Source organism: Streptomyces sp. NPDC019890, from assembly GCF_044903445.1.
Classification (GTDB): Bacteria; Actinomycetota; Actinomycetes; order Streptomycetales; family Streptomycetaceae; genus Streptomyces.
The window spans coordinates 271,534-295,740 of the sequence record NZ_JBJDQK010000010.1; the positions used below are offsets into that span (position 1 = coordinate 271,534).

The following is a 24,207-nucleotide window of genomic DNA, read 5'->3' on the forward strand; positions in this document are numbered from 1 at the left end:
CGCCGCCGAACAATCCCTGAAAGCGGCGCCCACCCCTGCGCCACAATCGAACCTTCGCCCGAAGAATCATCCGTCCGGCGCCGTGACGGGGTGTTGATCAGGCACGTTCTCCGGGCACTCTCATCCCCACTGTCCCGTGAGGAGACGTCGTGGATCCGCTCGCTTCGCCTGTCATCGACCCGTGTGTGTACGACAGTTCCCGTTTCCGAAACCAGTCGACGTCACTCAGGCTGACGCCGCCGGCGTCGTGGTTACCGCGGCCCGGCGACGGCCGGGTCGCGAGCGTCACCCCTTGGGTCCCGGGCGGGAGTGATGCGGCGTGAAGAGGTTCTTCGGGCGGGTACGGATGACCGAGCCCACGGTCTCCGAGGCGGAGCGGGAGCTGTTCGGAGGGCCGCTGCGGTACGACACGGGGTGGTCCGAACATGAGCGGGCCTGGCTGGACTTGACGATGCTCACGGCGATCCGGGTCATGCCGCGGCTGGTCCGCGGGACATTGCACCGGGCCTGGCAGGCGGACCGGCCGTCGCTGCTGGGGGTGGGGGTGAGCGAGATCGGGCAGGGCATCGCGGCCGCGGTGAGCCTGCTCGCGGTCAACGCGGTGATGCACGCTCTGCTCGGCGGCGGCACCCCGGTCGAGCGGCTGCATACGGCCCTGCCCGCCTTGATCACCGTCGCGGCCGTCGCGGTGGTCAACGCCGGCCTCGCGGGCTGGTCCACCTCCCGGGCCGGACGCCTGGAACCACTGGTGGAGCGACTGGCCACCACCGAATACCTGGCAGCGGCCACCGCGGTGGAACTGGAGGCGATCGAGGACCCGGAGTTCCGCCGTCTGATCGACGTGGCGCAGTACGGGGCCGCCTCCGCCCGGCGCATGATCGGGGCCTGCGTCGCCGCGCTCAACGGCACGATCGCCCTGATCGCCACCGCCGGAGTCCTCACCGTCCTGCACCCGGCGCTGCTGCCGATGCTGCTGTTGATCGCCGCCCCGCGCGGGTGGGGTGCGATGCGGGTGGCGCAGGAGCGGTACGTGTCGGTGATGACCTGGGTCGAGCACATGCGGGCCAGCCGCCTCATCGGCAATCTCCTCACCGAGCGCACCGCGGCTCAGGAGGTGCGGATCCATGGGGTCGGCTCGTTCCTGCTGGACCGCTACCGCGACATGGCCGAGAGCGCCGAGGCCGAACAGAAGCGGCTCGCCAACGACAAGGCGGTCACCGAGCTGGTGGCCGCGGCACTCTCCGGCTTCGCCATGGCCTGCACCTATGGGGTCATGGGCTGGCTCATCGTGGCCGGCCATATGGAGCTTGCGGTCGCCGGCACCGCCGTGATCGCTGTCAGGTCGGGCTCGGCGAGCCTGGGGGCGCTGGTGATGAACATCAACCAGCTGCACGAGGAGTCCTTGTACGTCCAGGACCACGACCGGTTCCTCACCGAGGCGGCGCAGCGTGCCATCCCCCAGGGAGGTGCGAGCGTGCCCGTACGGATGGACGAGGTGGCCCTGGACAAGGTCAGCTACCAGTACCCCGACCGGGACGAGCCCGCGCTGGACGAGGTGTCGCTGACCGTACCGATGGGCTCCGTGATCGCGGTGGTCGGCGAGAACGGCTCCGGCAAGAGCACCCTGATGAAGATCCTCGCCGGGCTGCTGCTGCCGCAGAGCGGCTGCGTGCGCTGGGGCGGCGTGGAGGTGACGGATCTGGACCGGTCCCATCTCTTCGAACGGGTCACCCTGCTCACGCAGGATTTCCAGCGCTGGCCGGTGACCGCCGCGATGAACATCCAGATCGGGCGTCCTCACCAAGCCGCCTCCCACGAGGAACTGGAGCCCTCGGTCGGCTATGCCGGCGCGACGCCGGTCATGGCGAAACTGCCCCACGGACTGAAGACCTTGCTGGCCCGGATGTTCCGCGGTGCATCGGAGATCAGCGGCGGGGAGTGGCAGAAGATCGGGCTGGCCCGCACCCACTGGCGCACCGAGACCTGCCCGGCCGACACCATCCTGATCGTCGACGAGCCGACCTCCGCACTCGATCCCGAGGCGGAGATCGAGGCATTCGAGCGCATCCGGCGCCTCGCCGGCCCCCGGCGCGCCGTCGTCCTGGTCACCCACCGCATGTCCGGCGTGCGCTACGCCGACACCATCTACGTCCTCAACCAGGGCCGCCTGGCCGAACACGGCAGCCACGACGAACTGATCGCGGCGAACGGACGGTATGCCGCGATGTTCCACACCCAGGCCGCTCAGTACGCCCCGGCCGCCCGCCCCGCCATTCCTCGTCCCGGCACACCGACTGTCCCGGAGCACTCATGATCAAATTGTCCGGCCCGTGAACGCCGGCCGGAGCCCACGGATGCGCGAGGCGGGAGTTACGAGCGGCGACGAGGTTTGCCGCCCTTGGCGCCCTTGGAACCGCCGGAACCACTCCGTGGGCTCTTGCCGGTCGACTTGCCGGCTGCGGGCTTCCGCCGTGCGCCGCCCGTATCGGGGCGCTTGCGCTTCGGCTGAGCCGGTGCCGGGACCGGGGAGCGCCCCCGAGAGCTGTTGACGGTCCGCCCGCGGACGATCCCGATGAAGTCCTCCACCAGGTCGGTGGTCTCGTCCTCCGGCCACGACAGCGCGACGCGCGACTCGGGGGCGTCCGAGACCGGCCGATACGTGAGGTCCTTGCGGTGGTGCAGGCGGGCAAGTGACTGCGGGACGACGAGTAGCCCCACTCCTGCCGCCACCAGTTCGACGGCGTCCGCCGTCGTGGCGGGACGCTCGTTCGCGGGCCGTCCCGGCCGCTGCTCCCAGTCGAGGGTCTCGTCGAGGGGGTGCAGCACGATGTCGTCGGCCAGATCCTCGGCGGACACCTCTTCGACCGCTGCCACGACATGGTCCTTCGGGACCACCACGACTGTCGTCTCGGTGTAGAGGGGGATCGCGCTGAGGTCCGTCCGGTCGATCGGCAACCGCACGAAACCCGCGTCGGCGCCGCCGCCCCGCAACACGTCGGGTGCCTCGGCGGCGGACACGGCGATGAGTGTCAGTGGGACGTCGGGCAGCCGCTCGTTCCAGATCCGCACCCACTTCGTGGGCGTCACTCCCGGGACATACGCGAGCCGGAACGAAGGGGATACTTCCGAGCCTGTCACTGCGCCAGGCTACCGGTCATGGTCAGAGGTAGCGCACACGCTCGATACTCTTGACACCATGACGTCGCACAAGACCGCCCAGACGATGAAGCCCGCCACCGCGGCAAAGAAGCTGGGTGTGTACCTCGAGGCCACCCCCGCCGAGTTCCAGGAAGGTGTCGTCTCGCGCGACGAGCTGAGTGCGCTGCAGGGCGATCCGCCCGAGTGGCTGGTGGAACTGCGACGCAACGGCCCGCATCCCCGGCCGGTGGTCGCGGCGAAGCTGGGCGTCTCCATCGCGGGTCTCGCGCGTGGCGGAGTCACGGACGCCCTCACCACGGAGCAGATCGACGCGCTGAAGCGGGACCTTCCCGAGTGGCTGCAAAAGGAACGCGCCACCCAGGCCGAGGTCCGGAAGGAAGCCGTGCGGATCAAGGAGAAGAACGCGGAGCGAGGCGATCAACCCCGCCAACCGCGTTCCTGACCCCCAACACCGCCGACGGCGTTCCTGACCTCCAACCGCGCCGACCGCGTTCCTGACTTCTCTCGCCCCCTGGAAGTCCTCGGCGTCTCACCGGGAATCACACTCCTGTAGCCACTGTTGCCAGCCACAGCAGACCTTTCAGGAAGCCGAGGAGGCCGACCGTGTACGGCGACCCAGCAACGATCCGCAAGATCCTCACCGAGCTGGGCGACACCTGGGCGGTCGTGGGCCTGTCGTCGAACCAGCGCCGAGCGGCATACGGCGTCGCCGACGTCCTCCAGCGCTACGGCAAGCGCATCGTCCCGGTCCATCCGAAGGCCGAAACGGTCCATGGCGAGCAGGGCTATGCGACGCTCGCCGACATCCCCTTCCCTGTCGATGTCGTCGATGTCTTCGTCAACTCCACCCTGGCGGGGCAGGTCGCCGACGAAGCCGCCGCCATCGGCGCAAAGGCCGTCTGGTTCCAGCTCGGAGTGATCGACGAGGAGGCGTACGAGCGCACCCGCGCGGCCGGCCTCGACATGGTGATGGACCGCTGCCCGGCGATCGAGATCCCCCGGCTGGGCTGAGCCGGGGACCGGACGAGAGCGCTGCCGGAGCGCCCATGGGTTGTGCGGACCGGACCTATGTACCGCGCCCTCGCAGTGCGCCCATACTTGCCCCTATCGGTCGGAGGGGGAGGCACCAGTTGGGGCAGCAGATTCGCACCCGGGACGGTCGGACTCTCGCAGTGGAGCGGCACGGGAACCCGCATGGCAGACCGGTCTTCCTGTTGCACGGCACCCCTGGCAGCCGGCTGGGACCGGCTCCCCGCAGTGCGGTGCTGTACCGGCTGGGAGTGCACCTGATCACCTTCGACCGTCCCGGCTACGGTGCGTCCGACCGATTACCCGGACGGAGCGTGGCCCATGCCGCGGCCGATGTCGAAACCATCGCCGACGAGCTCGGCATCACCGAGTTCGCCGTCGTCGGCCGGTCCGGCGGCGCCCCTCATGCGCTCGCCTGCGCCGCACTGCTGCCGGAGCGCAGCGTGCGGACGGCTGCCCTTGTCGGCCTCGCTCCGCGGGATGCACAGGGCCTCGACTGGTTCGAGGGCATGACCGAGTCCAATGTCCGCGAGTACATCAACGCGGCGGCCGGGCACCGCCAGCTGTCGGCCGCGCTGGAATTCCGTACGGTGACGATCCGGGCGGACCCGATGGCCTCGGTCGCCGCCATGCGCCACGGGCTGCCCGAGTCGGACCGCGAGATCGTCGCCGATGCGGGCATCCGGGCCATGCTGGTGCGCAACTTCGCCGAGGGGCTGCGCAGTTCGGCCGGCGGCTGGATCGACGACGTGATGTCGTTCAGCACCGACTGGGAGTTCCGGCCCGAGGACATCAGAGCCAAGGTGCTGCTCTGGCACGGCGAGGACGATGTCTTCGCCCCGGTGCAGCACACCCGGTGGCTGGCCGAGCGGATTCCCGGTGCGAAGCTGGTGATCGAGCGGGGGGCAGCGCACTTCGGGGCGCTGCGGGTGCTCACGCAGGTACTGAGCTGGGCCACCCGCTGAGCCGCCCGTCGCTTCCTCCCGGCCGAGTCAGACCGGCTGCGGTTCGAGGTCCCGGTTGATGCGCCGCCATGCCCGGGCCGCCTCCGTGATCGGATGCTCGACGCCCAGCTGCTTGGCGGCCGAAGCCAGAATCTCGGCGCGCAGCCGCTGCCCCTCCTCCTCCCGGCCTGCCGCACGCAGCGTGATCGCGAGATTGGACCGGCACGCCAGTACGTCCGGATGATCCGGCCCGTAGCGCTGCAACAGGCCTTCGAGAGCGGTCCGTTCCCACATTTCCGCGCGGTCCTGCTGCCCCAGGTCGCCATAGGCGTTGGCAAGGTTGATCGCGGTGCACAGGGTGAAGGGATGGCGCGGCCCCAGCGTTCGTTCCAGTGCCGTGCGGACTCCTTCGCCCGCCTCCGCCGCCTGCGCCGCGTCGCCCAGTCCACGCTGATAGATCGTCACGTTGTTCCGGCAGGCCAGGGTGAAGGGGTGGTCTTCGCCCAGCGTGTCCCGGTATCCCTGAAGGATCTGGCAGGCGAGGTCCAGGGCCGCCTGTTTGTCGCCGACCGCCGAGTAGTCGGCGGCCAGATTGAGGCCGCAGGCCAGGGCGTCGGGCACCTTCGTTCCGTATCGCTCCCGGTAGCGGTTGTACGTCTCCTCCGTGATGCGTTTCGCCTCGTGCGGGTAGCCCGCCTTGCGCAGGGAGACCGCGAGGCTCTTGGCCGTACGCAGCACCTCGGGCACATCCGCGTTCAGCACCCGCTCGAATGCGGCCACCACCTCGCGCAGGACCTGCACGGAGGACCGGTACTCGCCGGTCTCCCTGAGGTCACGGGCGAGATGTCCCTTGGTGGTCAGGGTGAACGGGTGCTCCTCCCCGAGCAGGGCGCTGCGGCGCTCCACCGTTTCCTCGTCCAGCCGGCGCGCTCGCTCGCTGTCGCCGGTCAACCGGTAGTCGATCGCCAGGTTGTTGGCGGCGATGAGCGTCCGCGGGTGATTCTCGCCGAAGATCTGCCGGAGTCCGTGGTAGATCCGCAGGTCGCGTCCGAGCGCCTCGTCGAACCTCCCCAGGGCGCGCAGGTCGGCGGCCAGGCTCCCCGTGGTGATCAGAATGCTGGGGTGGTCGTCGTTCGGATGGTCCTCGTGGAGTACCTGGATCTGTCGTTCGAGGGTGTCCTCGTCCATCTCGCGGGCCTCTTGGTACTTGCCCTGTGCGCGCAGCGCGTTGGCCAGCTCGAAGCGGATGTTCAGCGTCTGAAGATCGTTCTCGCCCAGGTCGCGGGTCCAGGTCTGGTTCAGCTGCGAGCCCAGGACTCGTGCGCTCTCCAGTTCACCGCGCTTGAGCAGATAGCGGACGCGGTCCACCATCAACTGCCGTACGTTCTCCTCGTCGCAGTCCGCGATGCCGGACGCGCCCAGGTGGGGCCAGATCAGCTCGAAACTCGGCCAGCTCTTGGGGTCGTTGACCGGGTTGTCGCTGTCCACTCCTTCCGCGGGCCTGGCCTCCGCGAGAATGCGGTGCACCTCGTGCATGGCCTTCTCCCGCTCGTCCGGGGAGAGTTCGGCCCGGACCGCGGCCTGGACGAGCCGGTGGACCTGGATGCTGCTGTCCGCCGGGTCCACCTTGGCCAGGGCGAATCTGTTCAGCGTCTGGATGACCTTGCCCAGCATGTACCGTTCCCGCAGGTCGGGGTCGTAGGGAAGGAGCGACTGGAACATGGAGTCGCTGCCGATCAGACGCATCGATATCGGCTCGGCGGAGAAGAACGAGCACATTTCAAGCAGCCGTACCGCCGCCCTCGACTCCTCGCGCAGCCGATTGATGGAGATCTTCCAGGTCGCGCCGATCTGCTGCGAGTAGTCCTCGGGCGTGCCCAGCGAAAGAACCTTGGTGCTCTGCTCCTTCAGCTGCTCCACGTACGAGTCCACGGGAGTGGCCGTCTCCGCGAGCCAGGCGCCCGCCACCTCCACCGCGAGCGGGAGGTCACCCACGGCCTCGGCCACCAGGTCGGCGTCCCGGGCCGGCAGCTTCGACACCCGGCGGCGCAGATGCTCCACACTCTCCGGGCGGGTGAAGACCTCCACCTCCATCGCCTCCAGCCGCGTCGACACCGGCTTGTTGCGGCAGGTGGCGAGAACGTGGCCGTACACATCGTTGGGGATGGGAGCGGTGTCGTCGGGCAGCAGATTCAGCGCCTGATCAAGATCATCCACATTGTCGAAGATCAATAACCACCGGGAGTACGGAACACCGCGCCGCAGCGCCTGCATCGCCGCCTGGGCCGCCTCGGCGAACACGTCGCCGGCCCGCAGATCCAGCTCGGCCGCCAGATCTGCCAGCGACGAAACCACCTGGTCGGGCTGTTCCGCCTCCACCCACCAGACCAGGTCGTAGTCGGACCGGAACCGGTGCGCGTACTCCCGGGCGACCTGCGTCTTGCCGACGCCGCCGAGTCCGTACAGGACCTGGGGGAAGCGCTGGGCGGAGTGGGTGTCGCCGCGCAACTGGTCCCGCAGCCGGTCGAGTACGGAGGTGCGGCCGGTGAACCAGGCGTGGCGGGGCCGTACGTTCCAGACCTTGGGAACGGCGCCGGGGTATCGCGCCCCACCGGTCGCGGCCACCGGCGCAGCGGCCGACTCCCCACGGTCCAGCGCGGACAGCACCGCGGCCGCCGCCTCGGCCTCGTCGAGGCGCACCAGGTCGACGACACCGCGGCTGGAGATGGGCAGGCTCAGCCGTACGTCGCCGACGCGCACCGGGACCAGCTGACGCCGGGCACCCGAGGCGTCGAGGCTCATGAACGACTCCCACAGGTTCCCTGCCCGGCGGGAGCTGAGAAAGGCCTGCGAGACGACGGGGAGCACCCGGTAGGTCCCGCCCGCCGCAAGTTCCGTTTCAATCCTGGTCAGTTGGGCCGTACGGACGTCGACCGGAAGCACATGGAAGCCGGCGCGGGTGAGCACCGACTCCAGCCAGTCGGCCCACATCTGGTCCTCTGCCACATAGGTCAGCACCACATTCGACGGCGGAGCCGGCCGTCGCCGGGTATAGGCCATCACATGCGTGAGCCGTTCCGCCTCGTCGATCGGCGGCAGTGTGTTCACCTGACCGTCGGTGAGCACGGAGGTGAGCCGTTCGCAGGCGGTGAGCATCGAACTCGAGATGTTCGGCGCGTCTCCGAAGGTCGCCAGGATCTCCTCATAGGCGTAGAACGGGCGGTACGGAATCTCCACCGAACCCCAGTAGTTGGTCAGTTCCTCCCCGCTCAGACCGGCGGGAAGCCCCGGGAAGCGTTCCCGGGCCAGCGCACGTCCGGCGTCGGCCTTCTCCTTCTCGCCGTCGTCAATCCGCATCGGCACAGGCAGGATGCGGATGCGCTTGTCGTGGAACCGCTCCTCGATGTCGCGCGCCACGGCCGAGGCGCCGTCGATGCTCTGGTCGCTGAGCGTGAAACAGACCACCAGGACCTGAGGCATCTGGACCGTGCAGATATCGGCGATGTCGCTGAGCCCGGTCCGGCTGTCGATCAAGGTGTAGTCGTAGTGCCGTCGCATGTCGCCGCGCATCGCGTCGAAGAACTGCCCGCCGCCGAAACGCTCGTAGAAGTCGTCCCAGTCCATCCTTCCGACGGTCGACGAATAGTCGCGGTTGCGTCGGCCGGCGGAGAGGAAGTCAAGGCTGCCGCCGTGCGGAAAGGACCAGCTGAGCGAGGTGGCATGCGGCCTGACGCGGGCGTAGTCGCGGTGCCAGTCCGGTTCGCGTTCCGCGGCCCGCCGGGCCTCCTCCTGATATTCGGTGATCAGATTGATCAGCCCCGGAGTGGCCTCCAGATCGGAAAGGTCGAGGAACGGATGGAAGAAGCGGTGCAGTCCGGGTGCTTCAAGATCCCAGTCGACGGCCAGCACCCGGTGGCCGTTGGCCGCCAGAATCCAGGCGACATTGGCCAGCGCCATGGTGCGGCCCGTGCCGCCCTTGTATGAATAAAAAGTGACAATGGTGCCTTCGCGGTTCTCTGTCACGACGATCCCTCCCCCTTGTCGGCGTTGCCCTTTGTCTGGTCCGCGTCGCGGGTGGTGGATGCCGGACCTCCGGCGGCGGGGTTGCCGGAAGCCGGGGCTCCGGAGGCCGGAACTCCTGCGCCGTAGCCGACCCCGGACGGAAGCACTCGCGGGATCGCAGCGCTGGGCCCCTGTGGTGGATAGGTGCGCGCATGGGCCGCATAGTGTTTCTCGGCGGCCTTGACCGCGCCGGGCAGTTCCTGGCTGAAAACCTCCAGTGTGGGGAGACCGCCACTCGGCGACCGATGCCCGCCGCTCTCCTCCTGCCTCGGGGCCAGTGACTCGTCGATGCCCGCGCGCAACTCGTCCTCCCGCAGCTGGGACTCGGGGTCCTCGCGATTCCAGGGGATCATGACACTGATCCACGGGCGGCTCTCGGCACAGAGCCGCCGCAGCAGCTCTTTGCGGTGCGGGGCTTCGAGCGCCCAGCGGTCGAGCAGCAGCAGTCCCGGTGCCCGTGGCGAGCCGGCAGCCAGCAGGCGCTCGGCATCGGCCTCGAACTCCCCTACGCGCACGCGGTAGTCAAGGTTCCGGACGAGGTCGACGGCGTGGTCGGCGAGCGGCCTGGACGACTTCGGGTGGTACGGATTCCAGTCGCGCGGGCGTGGGCCGTAGCAGTCGGTGCCACGGCCCTCGGGTAAGTCGGACTGGGAACAGGCGAGTACGGAGACGTCGATCTCCCGCGCGGGACCGGGCGGCCCGAACGCGCTGGGCATCGCCCCGTAGTCCTGGTGCGGGTCGCCTTCCGCGATGCGGGTCTGCTCGGCCACGCTGACGATCCGCTTCGCCAGCAGATAGACCGCGCGCTCGTACTGGTCCCGCAGATATCTGAGCTTGATCAGCCCGTAGAACCCCTCGTCGGCGTAGTCGTCGCCGAAGGTGGCGTGGTTGAACTGCAGCCGCTCGGCAGGCTGCGGCAACTGCTTCGCAGGCACCGGCACCCAGAGCGCGGGGACTATCCCGCTCACCGGGCTGCCATTGCCGCGCGCCTGGTGGTGCACGGCCCGGGTGGAGAAGACAAACCATTCCCTGCCGCACTGCTCGCTCAGGAAATAGCGCGGCGAGTAGAGCGGCACAAAGACCCTGCAGCGCGCCAGCGCCTCGGAGAGCCGTTCCTGCCAGCCGTCGCCCGGCTGCATCTGCTGATCCATGAATCCGGCCGGTACACCGGCCGGCAGCGAGGTCAGCTGCAGCACGTGGGCGCACAGATCGCGATAGAACCTCTCCACCCAGATGTTCGGGTCTTTGTCCTTGGGATGATTCTTGGGCGTATGCGCATAGCTGAGGAAAAAGTATGGTTCTGGCCCATCTCCCCCCGCCCCCATGGATCCAAGCACCAACGTCTCCCCCGGTTCAGCTGGATGGAGCCTCAGTGTAGGAAACGTCGATTACTCGGCGGAACAGCGCGAACACGCCTGATAATTGAGCTAGTTGATCGAATTCCGGGCCTGCCAGTCGGCGCGATGCCGGGCAGCCGCGCTCGTGGCCTTGGACAACGCCGCAGGCGAGACGGGCTCCGCCGACCAACCGTGCGCCGTGCTCGCCATCCCCGCCACGAACCGTTCGCCCAGTTCCGTCAGCGCGCCGGAGCCGGCCAGCACCTCGATCGCCTCGGTGGTCTGCTGACGCCAGCGCGCGAACTGCGCCTCCGCCGTCCGCGCCGCTCCCCCCTCCGCGTCCAGCCGCCGCACCCGCCAGAAGTCCGTCACCGCGATATGCGCGTACGTGCCCTGGATCAGACCGGCCAGCGGCCTCGGATCCCTGCGCCAGGGCGCGTAGAACGTCCGGCTGTCCGCGGGGTCGTACAGGTCGTGCGTATCGAGGACCGCACCCAGCTTCACATGCTGGAACTCATGGATGATCAGCAGTGCCAGCTGATCGGGCGAGTCGGGCCGCGCCGCGCCGATCGCCCCGAAGGCCTCCTTGGACGCGGCACTGACCTCGCCGTCGTCCGGAGCGTGCAGCGGCGTGATGACTCGCAGACCGGAAGTCAAACCGGGTCCGTACACCGGCAGTTGACGACTGATCAGCGACCAGGCCGCCGTCAGATCCGCTGCCCACCCCTTGGCCTCTCCGGCGGACAGTCGCCCCGCGACCGGCCACTGATGGCAGTCGCGCAGCGGGTCGGTGTCCTCCAGTGCCACGGCCCAGTCGGGCAGTTCCACGACGCGTACGGGCTGCCAGTGCGGGGTGAGCCCGTCCATCCCTTCGTCCCAGCCGATCCGCAGCACCCGGCCCGCGGCCCGTACGGTGAAGTCATCGGCACCCGCGGTCACTTCGGCGTGATCGACGTCGGCGGAGAGCGCCACGGCACCCAGGCCCGGCAGCCTCAGCAGTCCGTCGCGTACGGGAACGACTACGGTGTCCGCCTGCCGCGCCCGCAACGCCCCCGCGGCGGCGAGTTCCGCGAGCCCCGGGCCGATCGTCGCCGGTGCGCGGCCCTCCAGGATGCGCAGCGCCCAGGGCCGCGTGTACGGATGGCCCACCACCGAGTCCAGCGCTTCGGGGTGTTGCCCGTCCAGCTCGCTCAGCAGCTCCCAGGCCGCGGCCGCGATGCTGTCGTCCCGCGCGACGCGCTCGCTCACCGCGCGAATCAGTTCACGGTTTAGTTCGAGCTGGGCCGCCGCCATCCGCGCGACGGTTTCCGCGCTGCCGAACCCCGCTGCCAGCTCGTCGAGTTCAGAGAGTTCCCCCGGCGGCACCGAGACCACGGGCCGGGGTGGTGCGGAAGCTTCACTGTCTCCGATATTCATGATCAGTTCCATCAGGTCCGGGCAGAACACGGAAGGGTTGTCGAAGCCGCTGCCGGTCCGGTAGCGGTGGGCATAGAGACCGCCGCCGCAGGAGGTGACCACCGGGCAGCTGCGGCACTGTTCGCTCAGCTCCTCGACTCCCCCTTGACGGGCGAGCATTCCGGGGTGCTCAAGCACTTCGTCCAGGGAGTTCGCGATGACATCCATGCCGGTGACAGGCGCGCCGTCGTAGGCAGTTTTGAGCGAATCGGCCTGCTCGAAGGAGCCATCGGTCTCGATCACCACGAGATCGGCAGGAGCCAGGCCCATCGACTCGGTCAGGCTGCTCCGGCCGTGCAGTGTGCGCAGTACGGAGTCGAAGGTACGCACCGGGACCGGTCGTCCCGTACCGTCCCAGCGGCGGTAGATGACATCGAGCCAGTCCGCATAGGGCGTGGCCGATCCGGCGGGCCGGGGCGGTGGCACGTCCCAGGTCGCATGGGGCAGCAGAAAGTCGATGCGCGGAGGATCAAGTGCGAGCAGTGCGTCGTACACCGCGACGGGATCGTTCTCGATGTCGATGGTGCAGAGCAGTCCCGCGAACAACGGCCGGTACTGGGGCCGGTTGAGCAGCTCCACCGCCCGCAACACCTGCGGGTGGCTGCTCCTTCCGTCGGCGTAGCGGCGATGACGGTCGTTCGCCGCCTTGTCGCCGTCGAGCGAGACACCGACCTTGATGTCCAGCTCGGCAAAGAGATCGCAGAAGCGTTCGTCGAGCAGGACGCCATTGGTGTGGATGCGAAGATCCAGCGCACACACACCGGCTAACGCGCGGTTCAGCTCCGCTGCGGCTTTTCGCAGTCGAATCGGCCCCGCCAGCAATGGTTCTCCGCCATGTAATACGACGTGGACCATGGAAAGCCCGTGATTCCCGGCGTGCTCGGCAATACGGTCCGCCGTCTTTTCCATGATCTTTTCCGACATTGCCCTGGGCCGGCCACGCCAGCTCGAATCCGCGTGCTCATAGACGTAACAGTGATCGCACGCGAGATCGCAGCGACTGTGCACCTTCAGCACAAACTGACTCAGTGATGGCAGTGGCCGGTCCATGGCCGAGGTCTGTCCGGTCACTCAGACCGACGACTGAAAGGCAGCAACAACCAATGGACTCGGCCGATCACTGGTCGACAGCAGACGACTGACCGACGCGGGCAGGTCCCCACCAGTCTGAGCGGCAGGCCGTTTGGCCAACGGCACCCTATGGGTAGCCTGGCCACGGGATGCCGGCCCGGGCCTGCCGACAGCGGAGACAAGAGCAGTGTCCATTGAGCGCCTTTCGGTTGTACGGACGACTCATGGCAGCGGAGATGCGGCCACGACTCTCCCTATGATGAACGAATCCAGCGATTCGGACATTTCGTCACGACACACGCCTCCCCCGCGTCAACGGGAAAACTGCCGCAAAAGTTCTGGGAGTACCCAGTCAGGCCATACTTTCGAGAGGCCATCCGGGTGACGCATACCCTATTTTGCCGCCGCGTGTCCGCGCCACATTCAAGGTGCGGTCAAGCCGCCGAAATTCCAAGTCCGGCCAGGACGACGGCGCCCGGCAGCCCGGCGAAGGCCTTGCCGGGCACGATGAGCTTCCCCCGCCGTCGCCCGCTCCCGATCAGCACCCACTCCGTGTCGACCACCTGCGAGTCAATGAGCAGCGGCCAGTCGGCAGGCAGCCCGATGGGTGTGATGCCGCCGTACTCCATGCCGGTCTCGCCGGTCGCGGTGTCCATCGATGCGAACGACGCCTTGCGCGCGGCCAGTTGCTTACGGACGACACCGTTGACGTCGACGCGTGTGCTGGACAGGACGAGGCATGCGGCGAGCGTGGACTCGGCGCCCCGCTTGCCCGCCACGACGACGCAGTTCGCCGACTGCTCGAGCAGCTCCTGCCCGTAGTGCTCCACGAAGACTGCTGTGTCCGCGATCTCCGGATCGGTGTCGACGTGGATCAGCTGCTCGACAGGGATGTCGCCGCTCCAGGCGCGCACGGCGTCGGCGACCGGTCGCACGAGCAGGTCGAGGCAGTCGACGGCAGGCCGGGCGTCGGTGAAGCTTCCGATGGGTGCGCGCATACGCGTCACGCTAACAGCGCCGTTCCGGTGGACGGTTGACCGTCTCAGCGTGCGGGCGGCGGCACGGCGGGATCAGCGTACGGACGGGATCAGCGTACGGGCGGGATGGAGACCGCCATCGTCATCTCGACCGCCTCCTCGCCGTCGTTGCGATAGGCGTGCGCGACATTCGCCTCGAAGGTCGCCGAGGTCCCGGCCGGCATGGTGTGCGCCTCACCGTCGACGACGAGGGTGAGCTCGCCCGCGGTGACGTGAAGCAGCTCGATCGTGCCGTCGGGGTGCGGGTCGGACTCGCTCCGGTCACCGGGCATCAGCCGCCACGACCACAGTTCGAGGGGCCCGCGGCCCTCGGTGCCGACCAGCAGGGTGGTGAAGCTGCCGGTCGAGGTGGACCACATGCGTACGGCCTGCTCGGGGGGCACGACACGGACCTGCGGACCCTGCTCGTAGTCGAGGAGCGTAGTGATGCTGACACCAAGCGCGTCGGCGAGCTTCACCGTGGTCCCGACGCTCGGATTCGTACGCGCCTGCTCGATCTGGATGATCATGCCGCGACTGACCCCGGAGCGGGCGGCAAGAGCGTCGAGCGTGAGCCCCCGTTCGCCGCGCCAGCGCTTGAGATTGCGGGCGAGCGACTGCGTGAGCTGGTCGAGGTCCGACACATTCCGTCCAATATTCTGGATGACAGAGTCCAATACAGTGCACTACGGTGTGGTGCACTCAAACGTTCACTGCACTGTACTGCGAGGCCCCCCATGACCGCACTGTTCGCCCTGGCCACCAGCCTCCTGTGGGGGCTGGCCGACTTCGGCGGCGGACTGCTGACGCGACGTACACCGGCCCTCACGGTCGTCGTCGCCTCGCAGTCGATCGCGGTGGTCGTCCTCGGCTCGATCGTCATGGCCACCGGCGGCTGGCAGGAGGCGGGACCCCAGCTCTGGTACGCAGTCGCGGCGGGCGCCGTCGGCCCTGTGGCAATGCTCTCCTTCTACAAGGCGCTCGCCCTCGGCCCCATGGGTGTCGTCTCACCGCTGGGCTCGCTGGGTGTCGCCGTGCCCATCGGCGTCGGCCTGCTCGTCGGCGAGCGGCCCGGGCTGCTCCAGTTCGCGGGCATCGCGGTGGCCGTGGCCGGCATCGTCCTTGCGGGCGGGCCCGAGCTGCGGGGCGCGCCCGTGCAGCGCCAGGCGATCCTCCTGACCCTCCTCGCCGCCTTCGGCTTCGGCGCGGTCATGACCCTGATCGCCGAGGCCTCGACGACCATCACCGGGCTCTTCCTCGCGCTCTTCGTACAGCGCGTCACCAATGTGGCGGTGGGCGGCGCGGCCCTGTACGCCTCGGTGCGGCGCGGCGCGCGGGCGCTGCCCGAGGACGGCGGGATGCGGATCATCCTGTCCTCGCTCCCGGCGCTCGCCTTCGTCGGCCTCGCGGATGTCGCGGCCAACGGCACGTACTCCATCGCCGCGCAGCACGGTCCGGTCACCGTCGCCGCCGTGCTCGCCAACCTCTATCCGGTGGTGACGGTGCTTGCCGCGCTCGTGCTCCTCAAGGAACGGCTGCGCCTGGTCCAGGCGACGGGCGCGGGGCTCGCCCTGGTGGGCACGGTGCTCCTCGCCGGCGGTTAGGTCCTGTCCTCCGGATCAGGCCTTACGATGCCGCGTCCGGGTCCAACTCCGCCAGCGCCAGCAGTTGTTCGGGCGTGACGCCCTCGGGAATGGGCACGGGCGCCGGCGTGCGCAGCGGAGGCTGCCAGCCGCGGACCGGATCCCAGCTCCGTACGACGCGGGCGGGGGCGCCGGCCACCACCGAGTGATTGGGGACCTCTCCCCGTACGACAGCGCCCGCGGCGACCACCACATTGCGGCCCAGCCGCGCGCCGGGCAGGATCACCGCGCCCGTGCCCAGCCAGCAGCCGGGGCCGATCTCCACCGGCTCGGTGCGCGGCCACTGCTTGCCGACCGGCTCGTGCGGGTCGTCGTAGCTGTGATTGGTGGAGGTGATGTAGACGTACGGACCGCAGTACGTGTCCGAGCCGATGGTCACCCTGGTGTCGGCGATGACATGGCTGCCGCGGCCGAGTACGACGCCGTTGCCCAAGGTCAGGATCGGGTCGGCCCCCAGGTCCAGGCCCGGCATCATCCCCGCCGTGAGCGTGACCTGCTCGGCGATGATGCAGTGCTCGCCGAGCTCGATCCACGCCTCGCCGAACACCGTGCCCTGCGGAAAGGCGAGCCGGGTGCCGGAGCCGAGGCGGCGGAAGCGCAACCGTCCGGGGTGCTCGGCGGTGACGGCGCCTGCCTCCTGCACCCAGCGCCAGCCTCGGTGGACCGCGCGCGCGAGAACTCGTCGCCGCCAGCCGGCGAGCGACGAGAACGTGTTTCTGTTCTTCGGCACCCGCACACGGTAGTCGGCCCGACCTGGCCCGATCGCGCAGGCGGCCTGTGATGTTCACCCCACGCCGCGCCGATCACCGGCCCGCTGAATTCCTCCGGTTACCACGGTTACCGGCCCGCAGGCAGCCGGTTCGGGCCCAAGTCCTCCGTTCTGTGGGTAGTCGGTCGCATCCGGACTCGCCGGCTCCGGCTCGTGCATAGCATGAGCGCCGCATGCGCCCGGACGATCACCGTCAACTCGGTGTCACACCCGCGTATGTTGCCGCCGCGCGCCGGTCGGCCCGTCTGTTCTTCCCGCACTCGAACAGCGAGGGATCGCGGAAATGCCTGTGCCAGTCGGCCCGAAACCGCACCGGATACGCACATCACGGCCATTACCGCTCGCCGTTGCGACGGCCTCGCTCGTCATGGCCGCCGCGATCGGCGGCGCGGTGATCGCGGCGGCTCCGCCGGCAGCTCGCAGCTGGGTCGCGGGGACCGCCTCGGCCGGCTGGCTCTTTCTGGCCGTGACAGTGGCCGCCGCCCTGCTCGCGATCCGGCGGCTGCACGGCGAAGCCGCCACCACCGACGGTGAACTGCGCTCGGCGCACAGCCAGTTGGCGCAGACCGCCGACGGTCTGGACCGGCTGACGACGGTGACTCTGCCCGCCGCGGTCGCGCATCTGCGCCGGGGAGCGTCGGCCGAGACCGTCCTCGCCGAGCTGGAACGCCCCTCCGAGGCGCGGCTGCGGGCGCTGCTGGAGGCGGCGGTACGGGAGCTCGCCACCGGTGAACGGCGTGCGGCGGCCGCCCAGGTCGCGAGCGCCAAGGCGCTGAGCCGGGTGCAGGCAAAAGCCGTGAGCATGCTCGCCGATCTGCGCGAGATGCAGGATCGTCACAGCGAAGAGGTGTTCGGGGATCTCCTCCAGCTCGACCACAACACCTCGCAGCTGGGACTGCTGACCGACCGTCTTGCCCTGCTGATGGGCGGCCGGGCGAGCCGGGCGTGGAACAAGCCGATCGGCATGGAGAGCATCCTGCGCGGCGCGGTGGGCCGGATCGCCGCCTATCGGCGGGTGCGGCTGCACTCGTCCAGCACCGCCGCGGTCGCCGGGTTCGCCGCCGAGGGCGTGATGCACCTGCTGGCCGAGCTGATGGACAACGCCGCGAACTTCTCGCCGCCGATCGACGAGGTCCACGTCTATGTCGAGGAGCGCACCGGGGGGCTCGTCGTCACCATCGAGGACAGCGGTCTGAAGATGGCCGACGCCGCCCTGCGGCGCGCCGAGGAGGCCGTCTCCGGGCGGGTGACGGACCTTGCCGCGCTGCAGGGCACCCGGCTGGGTCTGGCCGTGGTCGGCCGGCTGGCCGCCAAGTACCGGATGAGCGTCAGCTTCCGGCCCTCGTCCCGCGGCGGCACCGGTGTCGTGGTGCTGTTCCCGCCGCAGTTGCTTGCCCAGCCGCGCAGCACCGTGCCGGAGCCGGTCACCCGGCGGCCGGTCGTGGACCCACCGGTCCCGGACCCATCGGACCCGGACCCGCGCATACCGCAGGCGCCGGCCCTGGACGTACCGGTGCCTGACGCCCCGACCGCCTCCGGAACCGGTTCGGTCCTGCCCGAATCCGTTCCCGGGACCGAGATCCCGTCCCGGACCGCAGCACAGGTGGCGACCGCGAACGGGCTGCCGGTACGGCCGCCGGGACGCACCATGGCCGCCGCCGACCGCCGCCGCCCCGAGCCCGCCACGCCTGCCGCGCCCGCCGAAGTCCATGACTCGCCCGGCCGTGACGTCGGCGCCCGGTTCGGCGCCTTCCACCGCTCGCGCAAGGCAGCGGAGCAGTAGCCCGAGACCCTCGCCCGGCGCCCGGGGACCGGCGCCCATCCCCCGTACGAGAACGTGAGACAGGAGGCACGGGCCGGCGCCCGGACCTACCGGGCAACACCCGCCCCACGCACACGATGCAGACCACTGACAACAGCCTCACCTGGCTTCTGGAAAGCCTGTTGGAACGCACCCACGGAACCCGGCACGCGCTGGTGCTCTCGCGCGACGGGCTGAAGCTGTGCTGGAGCGGGCATCTGACGCTCGACCAGGCGGATCAGCTGGCCGCGATCTGTTCCGGCATCCAGGCGCTCGCGCAGGGCGCCTCGGTCGAGTTCGGCAACGGCAGCGGCGGCGTACGGCACTCGATGACCGAGTTCCACGGCGGACTGCTGCTCATCGTGGAGGCGGGCGACGGCGCGCATCTGGCGGTGGTGGCCGATGACGCCGCGGATCCCGGCGTGGTCGGCCACCACATGACGGAGTTGGTCGAGCAGATCGGCGAGCATCTGCGGGCGGCGCCGCGTCTGCCGTACCCGCAGAGCCCTCTCTCATGACCCGCCGCCCCGTCGACACGGGTGATCCGGACCGGCTTTACACCGTCACCGGCGGCCGCAGCCGCCCCGACGACGACTCGCTCGACCTGGTGACGCTGATCGTCAGCGAGTGCAGTCCGTCGCCGGGCATGCAGTCCGAGCACGTACGGATCCTCGACATGTGCCGCCATCCCGCCGCGGTCGTGGAGATCTCCGCGGAGCTGAAGCTGCCGGTGACGGTGGTACGGATCCTCCTCGGCGATCTCCTCGCGACGGGGCGCATCACCGCTCGCCATCCGCTTGCCTCCCGCTCCACCGCCTGCCTGGCCGACTCGGCCCTCTTGAAGGAGGTGCTCCATGGACTCCGCAACCTCTGAGCCGCCCGCCCGTACCCCGCTGGGCGACACCGCCGAGACCGGTCTGAAGATCGTCATCGTGGGCGGCTTCGGCGTCGGCAAGACCACCCTGGTCAAGTCGGTCAGCGAGATCCGCCCGCTGAACACCGAAGAGGTGATGACGCAGGCGGGCATAGGCATCGACGAGGCGGCCGGTCCGGCCGCCACCAAGACCACCACGACCGTGGCCTTCGACTTCGGCCGGATCAGCCTGAACGACCGCACGGTCCTCTACTTGTTCGGAGCACCGGGGCAGGAACGGTTCTGGTTCCTGTGGGACCGGCTCTTCTCGGGCACGCTCGGCGCCGTCGTCCTGGTCGACACCCGGCAGATGAGCGACTCCTGGTACGCGATCGACCGCCTGGAACACCACAACACGCCGTTCGTGGTCGCGGTCAACCGCTTCGGCGACGACCTGGCCGCCTTCTCGCTCGACGAGATACGCCAGGCCCTGTCGCTGCCCCGGCACGTCCCGTTGATCGACTGCGACGCTCGGGTCCGCTCGTCCGGCAAGTACGTCCTGATCAGCCTTGTCGACCACCTCCATGAACTGGCCATGGCCCGGGAGATGACACCGTGACCGACCCCACCGGACTGACCGACCCCACCGGACCCGTTCCCGCGCCGCCGGGCTGCCCCGCCCACGCGGGCGCCGTCCCGCTCAGCGGCCTGGAGTACCGGCAGACGCCGTCCCAGCTGTATCGCTCGATGCGCCAGGAACACGGCGCGGTCGCTCCGATCCTGCTGGACGGCTTCATCCCCGCCTGGCTTGTGCTCGGCTATGCCGAGGTCACCTGTGTCACCGGCCACGACGAGCTGTTCGCCCGCGACTCCCGGCGCTGGAACCAGTGGGGCGCCGTCCCCGCCGACTGGCCGCTGATGCCGTTCGTGGGTCACCAGCCCTCCGTGCTGTTCACGGAAGGAGCCGCGCACCAGCGGCGCGCGGGCGTCATCACCGAGGCGCTGGAAGGGGTGGACCAGTTCGAACTGGTCCACTGGTGCAGGCAGATCGCCGAGCAGCTGATCGACTCCTTCTCCGGCAGCGGGCGGGCCGAGCTGATGGCGGCGTACGCGCATGCGCTGCCGATGCGGGCAGCCGTCCAGATGTGCGGTATGCCCGCCCGGGGCGCGGACACCGACGATCTGGTGCGGGACCTGCGGATCGCGCTCGACGCCGCCGAGGGCGACGAACCGGTGGCCGCGTTGGGACGGGTCCAGGAACGCATCCGGCGCCTGGTGAAGGACAAGCGGGGCGCCCCGGGCCCGGACATCACGTCAAGGATGCTGGCGCATCCGGCCGGTCTCACCGACGAGGAGACCGTCCAGGACCTCGTCTCGATCATCGTCGGCGCCCAGCAGCCGACCGCCAACTGGATCTGCAACACGCTGCGTCTGCTGCTGACCGACGATCGCTTCGCGCTCAATGTGTCCGGCGGTCGCCTCAGCGTCGGCCAGGCTCTGAACGAGGTCCTGTGGCTGGACACCCCCGTGCAGAACTTCATCGGCCGGTGGGCGGTGCGCGACACCCTGCTCGGCGGCCGGCAGATCCGGGCGGGCGACTGTCTGGTGCTGGGGCTCGCGGCCGCCAACACCGATCCGCAGATCTGGCCCGAGGGGCATACCGGGGCCGAGAACGCCGCCCATCTGTCCTTCAGCAACGGCGAGCACCGCTGCCCCTATCCGGCACCGTTGCTCGCGGACGTGATCGCGCGCACGGCGGTCGAGACGCTGCTGGAGCAGTTGCCCGATGTGGTGCTTGCGGTGGAGCCCGGCGAGCTCACCTGGCGTCCGTCGATCTGGATGCGGGGCCTGACCTCGCTCCCGGTGCGGTTCACGCCGGTCGTGCCGTGACGGTGCGCACCCCTGAGTTGCTGTCCCCGGGGGCCGGGCCCCTCGCGCCTCGACGAGCGGCAGCCACAGAGGTGGGGGTGTGGCGCGGCACTCGCCCGGCCCTCCGGCCCCCCGGGCACAGCACCGACGCGGGCACTCGGGTTGCCGTGGTGGGAGACGGCAACGGTGCGTTCCGCTTTCGGTCCCTGGAAGCTATGACCACATACCGAGACACGCCTATCCGTGCAAGGGATCTACGGATACGTAAAAAATTCACGTGGGACGGTTTGTCCGGGTCCGGCTGTGGGACTGCCGGGACTGCGCTTCGAGCTTGCGCCTGGCCCGGGAGACATGCTGCTCCACGGTGCGCGGCGACAGGTGCAGGGTGGCCGCGATCTCCCGGTTGGTGAGTCCCGCCGATGCCAGGTCGATGACCTCCTGCTCGCGCGGGGAGAGCTGGTCACCGTAGCTGGGGCGGCCGCGGGGACGCTGTTCGGCCGCGGGCTGATGTGCACGGAGTGTCGCCCGTACGCGTGCGGCGTCCCACCCCGCGCCCAGGTCGCTGAGCTGCTGGACGCAGTTGGCGAGCTCCTCCACGGCCCCGGCCGCGGCCTCGCCGTCCTCCCCGGACTCCAGCACACACCGGGCGGCCGCCTCGGTGGTGAGGATGGCGGCGTACGGCCGGGGCATCTCGGCGTATGCGGCGGCCGCCTCGCGGAAGTGCGGCACAGCCTTGGCCGGTTCGTCCCCCGCCTCCAGCAGGACGCCACGACACCAGTGGAGTGCGGCCGTGGCCGCGGGCGCCGGATCTCCCTTCAGCCCGCTCTCGAACTCGGTGATCATCTCCTCCGCCGTCCGACGGCGGCCCGCGCGCGCGGTGGCCTCGACGGCCCAGGGCGCGAGTTCCGCCGCCCACACCCAGACACCCTTGGCGCGCAGCCTGTCCCAGGCGTCCGCCGCCTCCGAGGCCGCGGTGTCGAAGTCCCCGCGGGCCAGGGCGGTACGGACCAGCGCGCCGGCGGCCGCAGCCACATGCGGCAGCGGGGAGCCGACGGGCAGCGGATGCCCGTCGCCCGAGAGCCAGGCCGCCATCTGCTGCCATTCGCCCTGGGCCAGGGCGAGGTTGCCGAGCACGATCCTGGCGTCGGCGGCGGGCCCGGGCATGACGCCGGTCTCGGCGACGAAGGCCCGTGCCCGGCCGGCCAGACCGGCCCACCGGCCGGTGATCCAGTCGAGCAGGAGGACGCTGCCCCGCCCGTCCTGTTCGACATACGAGGCTCCGCTGCGGGTCGCCAGGTCCAGCCCTTCCTCCAGCAGCTCCGCGACGCGCTGCAGATGTCCCAGCCACAGGGCGGCGTCCGCCCCGTTCACAAGGCCCCGGGCCACGTGCGGCAGCCGGTCGGTGTGGTCGGCGTCGGTGCGCAGCCGGTCGAGGACGTCCCAGGCCGACGGGTCGCCGATCTCCAGCATGACGGCGATGCAGTTGGCCGCGACGGCCGTGCGCACCTCGGCGTCGTCGCTGCGGGCCGCCACCTCCTTGACCCTCTCCAGCCAGTGCAGATTGCGTTCCAGCGGAACGGCGGACATCACGGGCATGGCGAGCGCGGACATGGCACGCGCGGCGAGAGGGGGCCGTTCGGCGAGCTCGTCGACGGCCTGCTCGAGCTCCACCCAGCCCTGCAGGCCCATGCCCGCCTGGTTGTACAGGACGAGCCCCAGGTCGAGCCGGATCTGACCGCGTACGGCAGGGGGCAGCGACTGGTCGTCAAGGATCTGCCGCAGCACTTGTACGGTCTGGTCGGTGTGCAGCCCCAGCACCGCGCTGTGGGCCAGCAGCGGGGCGAGGCGGGCGCGCACCTCCCGCGGGACGGCGGGATGGGACAGCGCCTGTTCCAGCAGGTCCATCGCCGTCTGGTGTTCGCCGGCTTCGGTGCACTGCAGTGCGGCCCGCTCGACGGCCTTCAGCCAGGGGCGGAACGGACCGCCGCGGTGCCGGTGTGCGGCAAGCCGCGCCCAGGGCACCGGCTGCCGGTTCGCGAGGACGGTGGCCGCGCGGCGGTGCATGTCCTGCCGGAGCGGTCCGGGCAGCTCCTGGTACACGGCGGTGCCTGCAAGCGGCGAGGGGAAGGCGTACACATCCCTGCCGGTCTCCTGCAGTACGGCTCCGCGCAGCGCGGCGACGAGGGCGAGGCGGCCGGTCTCGGCGGGCAGCGCGGCCACCGCGTACAGATCTTCGGCGCTGCTCGGCTCGTCGAGCACCGCTGCCGCGAGGACGACGGCCCGGTGCTCCTGCGGCAGCGCGGCAAGGCGGCCGAGTACCAGCTCGGCCAGTCGTACGGGGGTCCCCGTGGCATCGACGTCCCTGGCGGTGTACCGCTCCTTGGGGCCGCACACGTCCTCCAGCTGGCGCACCAGGTCGACGACGACCTGCGGGACTCCGGCGGAGCGCTCATGGATACGGTCGACAAGATCGGGTGGGCAGGACTCGGCGCCGAGCCGTTCCTCGACCAGCTGCCGGACCTGGTCGGCGTCCAGCGCTTCGAGGCGTATGCGCAGCAGGGAGAGCCGGGCCGGATAGGTGACGGCGCGGCCCAGCACAAGACCGGGCTGGGCCAGCTCCTCGGGGCGGTAGGAAAGCACGGCGGCGAGGCCGGCGGGCGGGCGCTCGAGGAGGCGCCGCAGCAGCTCCTGACTGCCCGGTTCGGCACGGTGGACGTCTTCGGCGATCAGCAGCACCGGGCCACCGGAGTCCAGCAGGGCATCGAGATCCTCGGCCAGGCCGACGGCGTCCCGGTGGACGCGCGGGGGCAACAGGGGCGGCTCGCTGCGTATGCGCCCGGCGGTGCGGCCGTTGCCCACGTCGGTACGGGCCGTCTCATTGCGGGCAGCGTGGATCGGGTGGTGCGCCAGTGCGACGCCTGAGGCGGTGAAGGCCAGCACGATGCGCGGCCTGGGACCGGGCTGCGCGGCCTCGATCAGCCGGTCGACGAGCCGGCTCTTGCCGGTTCCGGCCGGACCTTCGATCAGCAGCAGCGCCGGCTCGCGCGTGGGATGAGCGAGCGTCTGTTTCAGCCAGCGCTCCCAGGCTTGGTCACTGAGCGTACTCACCGCCTCACCCTCCTCGACATTTCCGGGCATTTCATTTCTTTAGGTATCCGTACTTCAGTCTCCCCAATTGCGCCGACAAGGCGTGACCCCG

18 protein-coding genes are annotated in these 24,207 nt (G+C 69.8%); 10 read left to right on the plus strand and 8 right to left on the minus strand.

Annotated features, from left to right (window positions below):
* The first annotated feature begins 346 nt into the window (after nucleotides 1-346).
* Entirely contained in the window at nucleotides 347-2,314 is a 1,968-nt protein-coding gene (locus ACI2LP_RS26325; RefSeq protein WP_404727019.1) for an ABC transporter ATP-binding protein, read from the plus strand.
* Between the two features lie 56 nt (nucleotides 2,315-2,370).
* Here the strand turns inward: ACI2LP_RS26325 and ACI2LP_RS26330 are convergent, their stop codons facing one another.
* Entirely contained in the window at nucleotides 2,371-3,138 is a 768-nt protein-coding gene (locus ACI2LP_RS26330; RefSeq protein WP_404726975.1) for a LysR substrate-binding domain-containing protein, read from the minus strand.
* Between the two features lie 58 nt (nucleotides 3,139-3,196).
* On the opposite strand from ACI2LP_RS26330, the gene ACI2LP_RS26335 reads away from it, so the two are divergent.
* From ACI2LP_RS26335 to ACI2LP_RS26345, 3 genes are all read left to right on the plus strand, one after another.
* Nucleotides 3,197-3,601 carry a DUF5997 family protein gene (locus ACI2LP_RS26335; RefSeq protein ID WP_404726976.1) on the plus strand — a complete coding sequence of 135 codons (405 nt, stop codon included), beginning with the start codon at nucleotides 3,197-3,199 and terminating at the stop codon, nucleotides 3,599-3,601.
* Nucleotides 3,602-3,762: 161 nt separating this feature from the next.
* The gene (locus tag ACI2LP_RS26340; RefSeq protein ID WP_404726977.1) at nucleotides 3,763-4,170 is read left to right on the plus strand and encodes a CoA-binding protein; all 408 of its coding nucleotides are present in this window, start codon (nucleotides 3,763-3,765) and stop codon (nucleotides 4,168-4,170) included.
* Between the two features lie 119 nt (nucleotides 4,171-4,289).
* The gene (locus ACI2LP_RS26345; protein WP_404726978.1) at nucleotides 4,290-5,153 is read left to right on the plus strand and encodes an alpha/beta fold hydrolase; all 864 of its coding nucleotides are present in this window, start codon (nucleotides 4,290-4,292) and stop codon (nucleotides 5,151-5,153) included.
* 27 nt (nucleotides 5,154-5,180) lie between these two features.
* Here the strand turns inward: ACI2LP_RS26345 and fxsT are convergent, their stop codons facing one another.
* The 5 genes from fxsT to ACI2LP_RS26370 all read right to left on the minus strand — a co-directional run bounded on the left by fxsT (nucleotide 5,181) and on the right by ACI2LP_RS26370 (nucleotide 14,717).
* Entirely contained in the window at nucleotides 5,181-9,155 is a 3,975-nt protein-coding gene (fxsT, locus tag ACI2LP_RS26350) for an FxSxx-COOH system tetratricopeptide repeat protein (protein WP_404726979.1), read from the minus strand.
* Entirely contained in the window at nucleotides 9,152-10,519 is a 1,368-nt protein-coding gene (locus ACI2LP_RS26355) for a TIR-like protein FxsC (RefSeq protein WP_404727020.1), read from the minus strand. Before ACI2LP_RS26355 ends, fxsT begins: the two co-directional genes overlap by 4 nt.
* A gap of 102 nt (nucleotides 10,520-10,621) precedes the next feature.
* Nucleotides 10,622-13,036, minus strand: coding sequence for an FxsB family cyclophane-forming radical SAM/SPASM peptide maturase (locus ACI2LP_RS26360; RefSeq protein WP_404726980.1), 2,415 nt, complete (start codon nucleotides 13,034-13,036; stop codon nucleotides 10,622-10,624).
* A 455-nt stretch (nucleotides 13,037-13,491) separates the two neighbouring features.
* Nucleotides 13,492-14,055: a YbaK/EbsC family protein gene (locus ACI2LP_RS26365; RefSeq protein WP_404726981.1), complete on the minus strand. Its 564-nt coding sequence runs from the start codon at nucleotides 14,053-14,055 to the stop codon at nucleotides 13,492-13,494.
* 89 nt (nucleotides 14,056-14,144) lie between these two features.
* Complete coding sequence (locus tag ACI2LP_RS26370) at nucleotides 14,145-14,717, minus strand: helix-turn-helix domain-containing protein (RefSeq protein ID WP_404726982.1); 573 nt, start codon at nucleotides 14,715-14,717, stop codon at nucleotides 14,145-14,147.
* A gap of 93 nt (nucleotides 14,718-14,810) precedes the next feature.
* Here ACI2LP_RS26370 and ACI2LP_RS26375 point away from each other — a divergent pair, with 93 nt between their 5' ends.
* The gene (locus tag ACI2LP_RS26375) at nucleotides 14,811-15,677 is read left to right on the plus strand and encodes an EamA family transporter (protein WP_404726983.1); all 867 of its coding nucleotides are present in this window, start codon (nucleotides 14,811-14,813) and stop codon (nucleotides 15,675-15,677) included.
* A gap of 22 nt (nucleotides 15,678-15,699) precedes the next feature.
* Here ACI2LP_RS26375 and ACI2LP_RS26380 read toward each other — a convergent pair whose 3' ends face one another.
* Nucleotides 15,700-16,446 (minus strand): acyltransferase, encoded by a 747-nt coding sequence (locus ACI2LP_RS26380; protein WP_404726984.1) that lies wholly within the window; start codon nucleotides 16,444-16,446, stop codon nucleotides 15,700-15,702.
* 322 nt (nucleotides 16,447-16,768) lie between these two features.
* On the opposite strand from ACI2LP_RS26380, the gene ACI2LP_RS26385 reads away from it, so the two are divergent.
* The 5 genes from ACI2LP_RS26385 (at nucleotide 16,769) to ACI2LP_RS26405 (ending at nucleotide 21,029) form a co-directional block, all read left to right on the plus strand.
* Entirely contained in the window at nucleotides 16,769-18,268 is a 1,500-nt protein-coding gene (locus ACI2LP_RS26385) for a sensor histidine kinase (RefSeq protein WP_404726985.1), read from the plus strand.
* A gap of 116 nt (nucleotides 18,269-18,384) precedes the next feature.
* Nucleotides 18,385-18,804 carry a roadblock/LC7 domain-containing protein gene (locus tag ACI2LP_RS26390; protein ID WP_404726986.1) on the plus strand — a complete coding sequence of 140 codons (420 nt, stop codon included), beginning with the start codon at nucleotides 18,385-18,387 and terminating at the stop codon, nucleotides 18,802-18,804.
* The gene (locus ACI2LP_RS26395) at nucleotides 18,801-19,160 is read left to right on the plus strand and encodes a DUF742 domain-containing protein (protein ID WP_404726987.1); all 360 of its coding nucleotides are present in this window, start codon (nucleotides 18,801-18,803) and stop codon (nucleotides 19,158-19,160) included. Before ACI2LP_RS26390 ends, ACI2LP_RS26395 begins: the two co-directional genes overlap by 4 nt.
* Nucleotides 19,141-19,758: a GTP-binding protein gene (locus tag ACI2LP_RS26400; protein WP_404726988.1), complete on the plus strand. Its 618-nt coding sequence runs from the start codon at nucleotides 19,141-19,143 to the stop codon at nucleotides 19,756-19,758. Before ACI2LP_RS26395 ends, ACI2LP_RS26400 begins: the two co-directional genes overlap by 20 nt.
* Nucleotides 19,755-21,029 carry a cytochrome P450 gene (locus tag ACI2LP_RS26405; RefSeq protein WP_404726989.1) on the plus strand — a complete coding sequence of 425 codons (1,275 nt, stop codon included), beginning with the start codon at nucleotides 19,755-19,757 and terminating at the stop codon, nucleotides 21,027-21,029. Before ACI2LP_RS26400 ends, ACI2LP_RS26405 begins: the two co-directional genes overlap by 4 nt.
* Before the next feature lie 252 nt (nucleotides 21,030-21,281).
* Here the strand turns inward: ACI2LP_RS26405 and ACI2LP_RS26410 are convergent, their stop codons facing one another.
* Nucleotides 21,282-24,116 carry an ATP-binding protein gene (locus ACI2LP_RS26410; RefSeq protein WP_404726990.1) on the minus strand — a complete coding sequence of 945 codons (2,835 nt, stop codon included), beginning with the start codon at nucleotides 24,114-24,116 and terminating at the stop codon, nucleotides 21,282-21,284.
* Nucleotides 24,117-24,207: the final 91 nt, after the last annotated feature.

Bases quoted from the DNA above. Each gene is read 5' to 3' on its own strand.
- ACI2LP_RS26325 (WP_404727019.1), top strand. From the start codon at position 347: ATGACCGAGCCCACGGTCTCCGAGGCGGAGCGGGAGCTGTTCGGAGGG.
- ACI2LP_RS26335 (WP_404726976.1), top strand. From the start codon at position 3,197: ATGACGTCGCACAAGACCGCCCAGACGATGAAGCCCGCCACCGCGGCA.
- ACI2LP_RS26355 (WP_404727020.1), bottom strand. From the start codon at position 10,519: ATGGGGGCGGGGGGAGATGGGCCAGAACCATACTTTTTCCTCAGCTAT.
- ACI2LP_RS26360 (WP_404726980.1), bottom strand. From the start codon at position 13,036: ATGGACCGGCCACTGCCATCACTGAGTCAGTTTGTGCTGAAGGTGCAC.
- ACI2LP_RS26365 (WP_404726981.1), bottom strand. From the start codon at position 14,055: ATGCGCGCACCCATCGGAAGCTTCACCGACGCCCGGCCTGCCGTCGAC.
- ACI2LP_RS26375 (WP_404726983.1), top strand. From the start codon at position 14,811: ATGACCGCACTGTTCGCCCTGGCCACCAGCCTCCTGTGGGGGCTGGCC.
- ACI2LP_RS26385 (WP_404726985.1), top strand. From the start codon at position 16,769: ATGCCTGTGCCAGTCGGCCCGAAACCGCACCGGATACGCACATCACGG.
- ACI2LP_RS26390 (WP_404726986.1), top strand. From the start codon at position 18,385: ATGCAGACCACTGACAACAGCCTCACCTGGCTTCTGGAAAGCCTGTTG.
- ACI2LP_RS26395 (WP_404726987.1), top strand. From the start codon at position 18,801: ATGACCCGCCGCCCCGTCGACACGGGTGATCCGGACCGGCTTTACACC.
- ACI2LP_RS26400 (WP_404726988.1), top strand. From the start codon at position 19,141: ATGGACTCCGCAACCTCTGAGCCGCCCGCCCGTACCCCGCTGGGCGAC.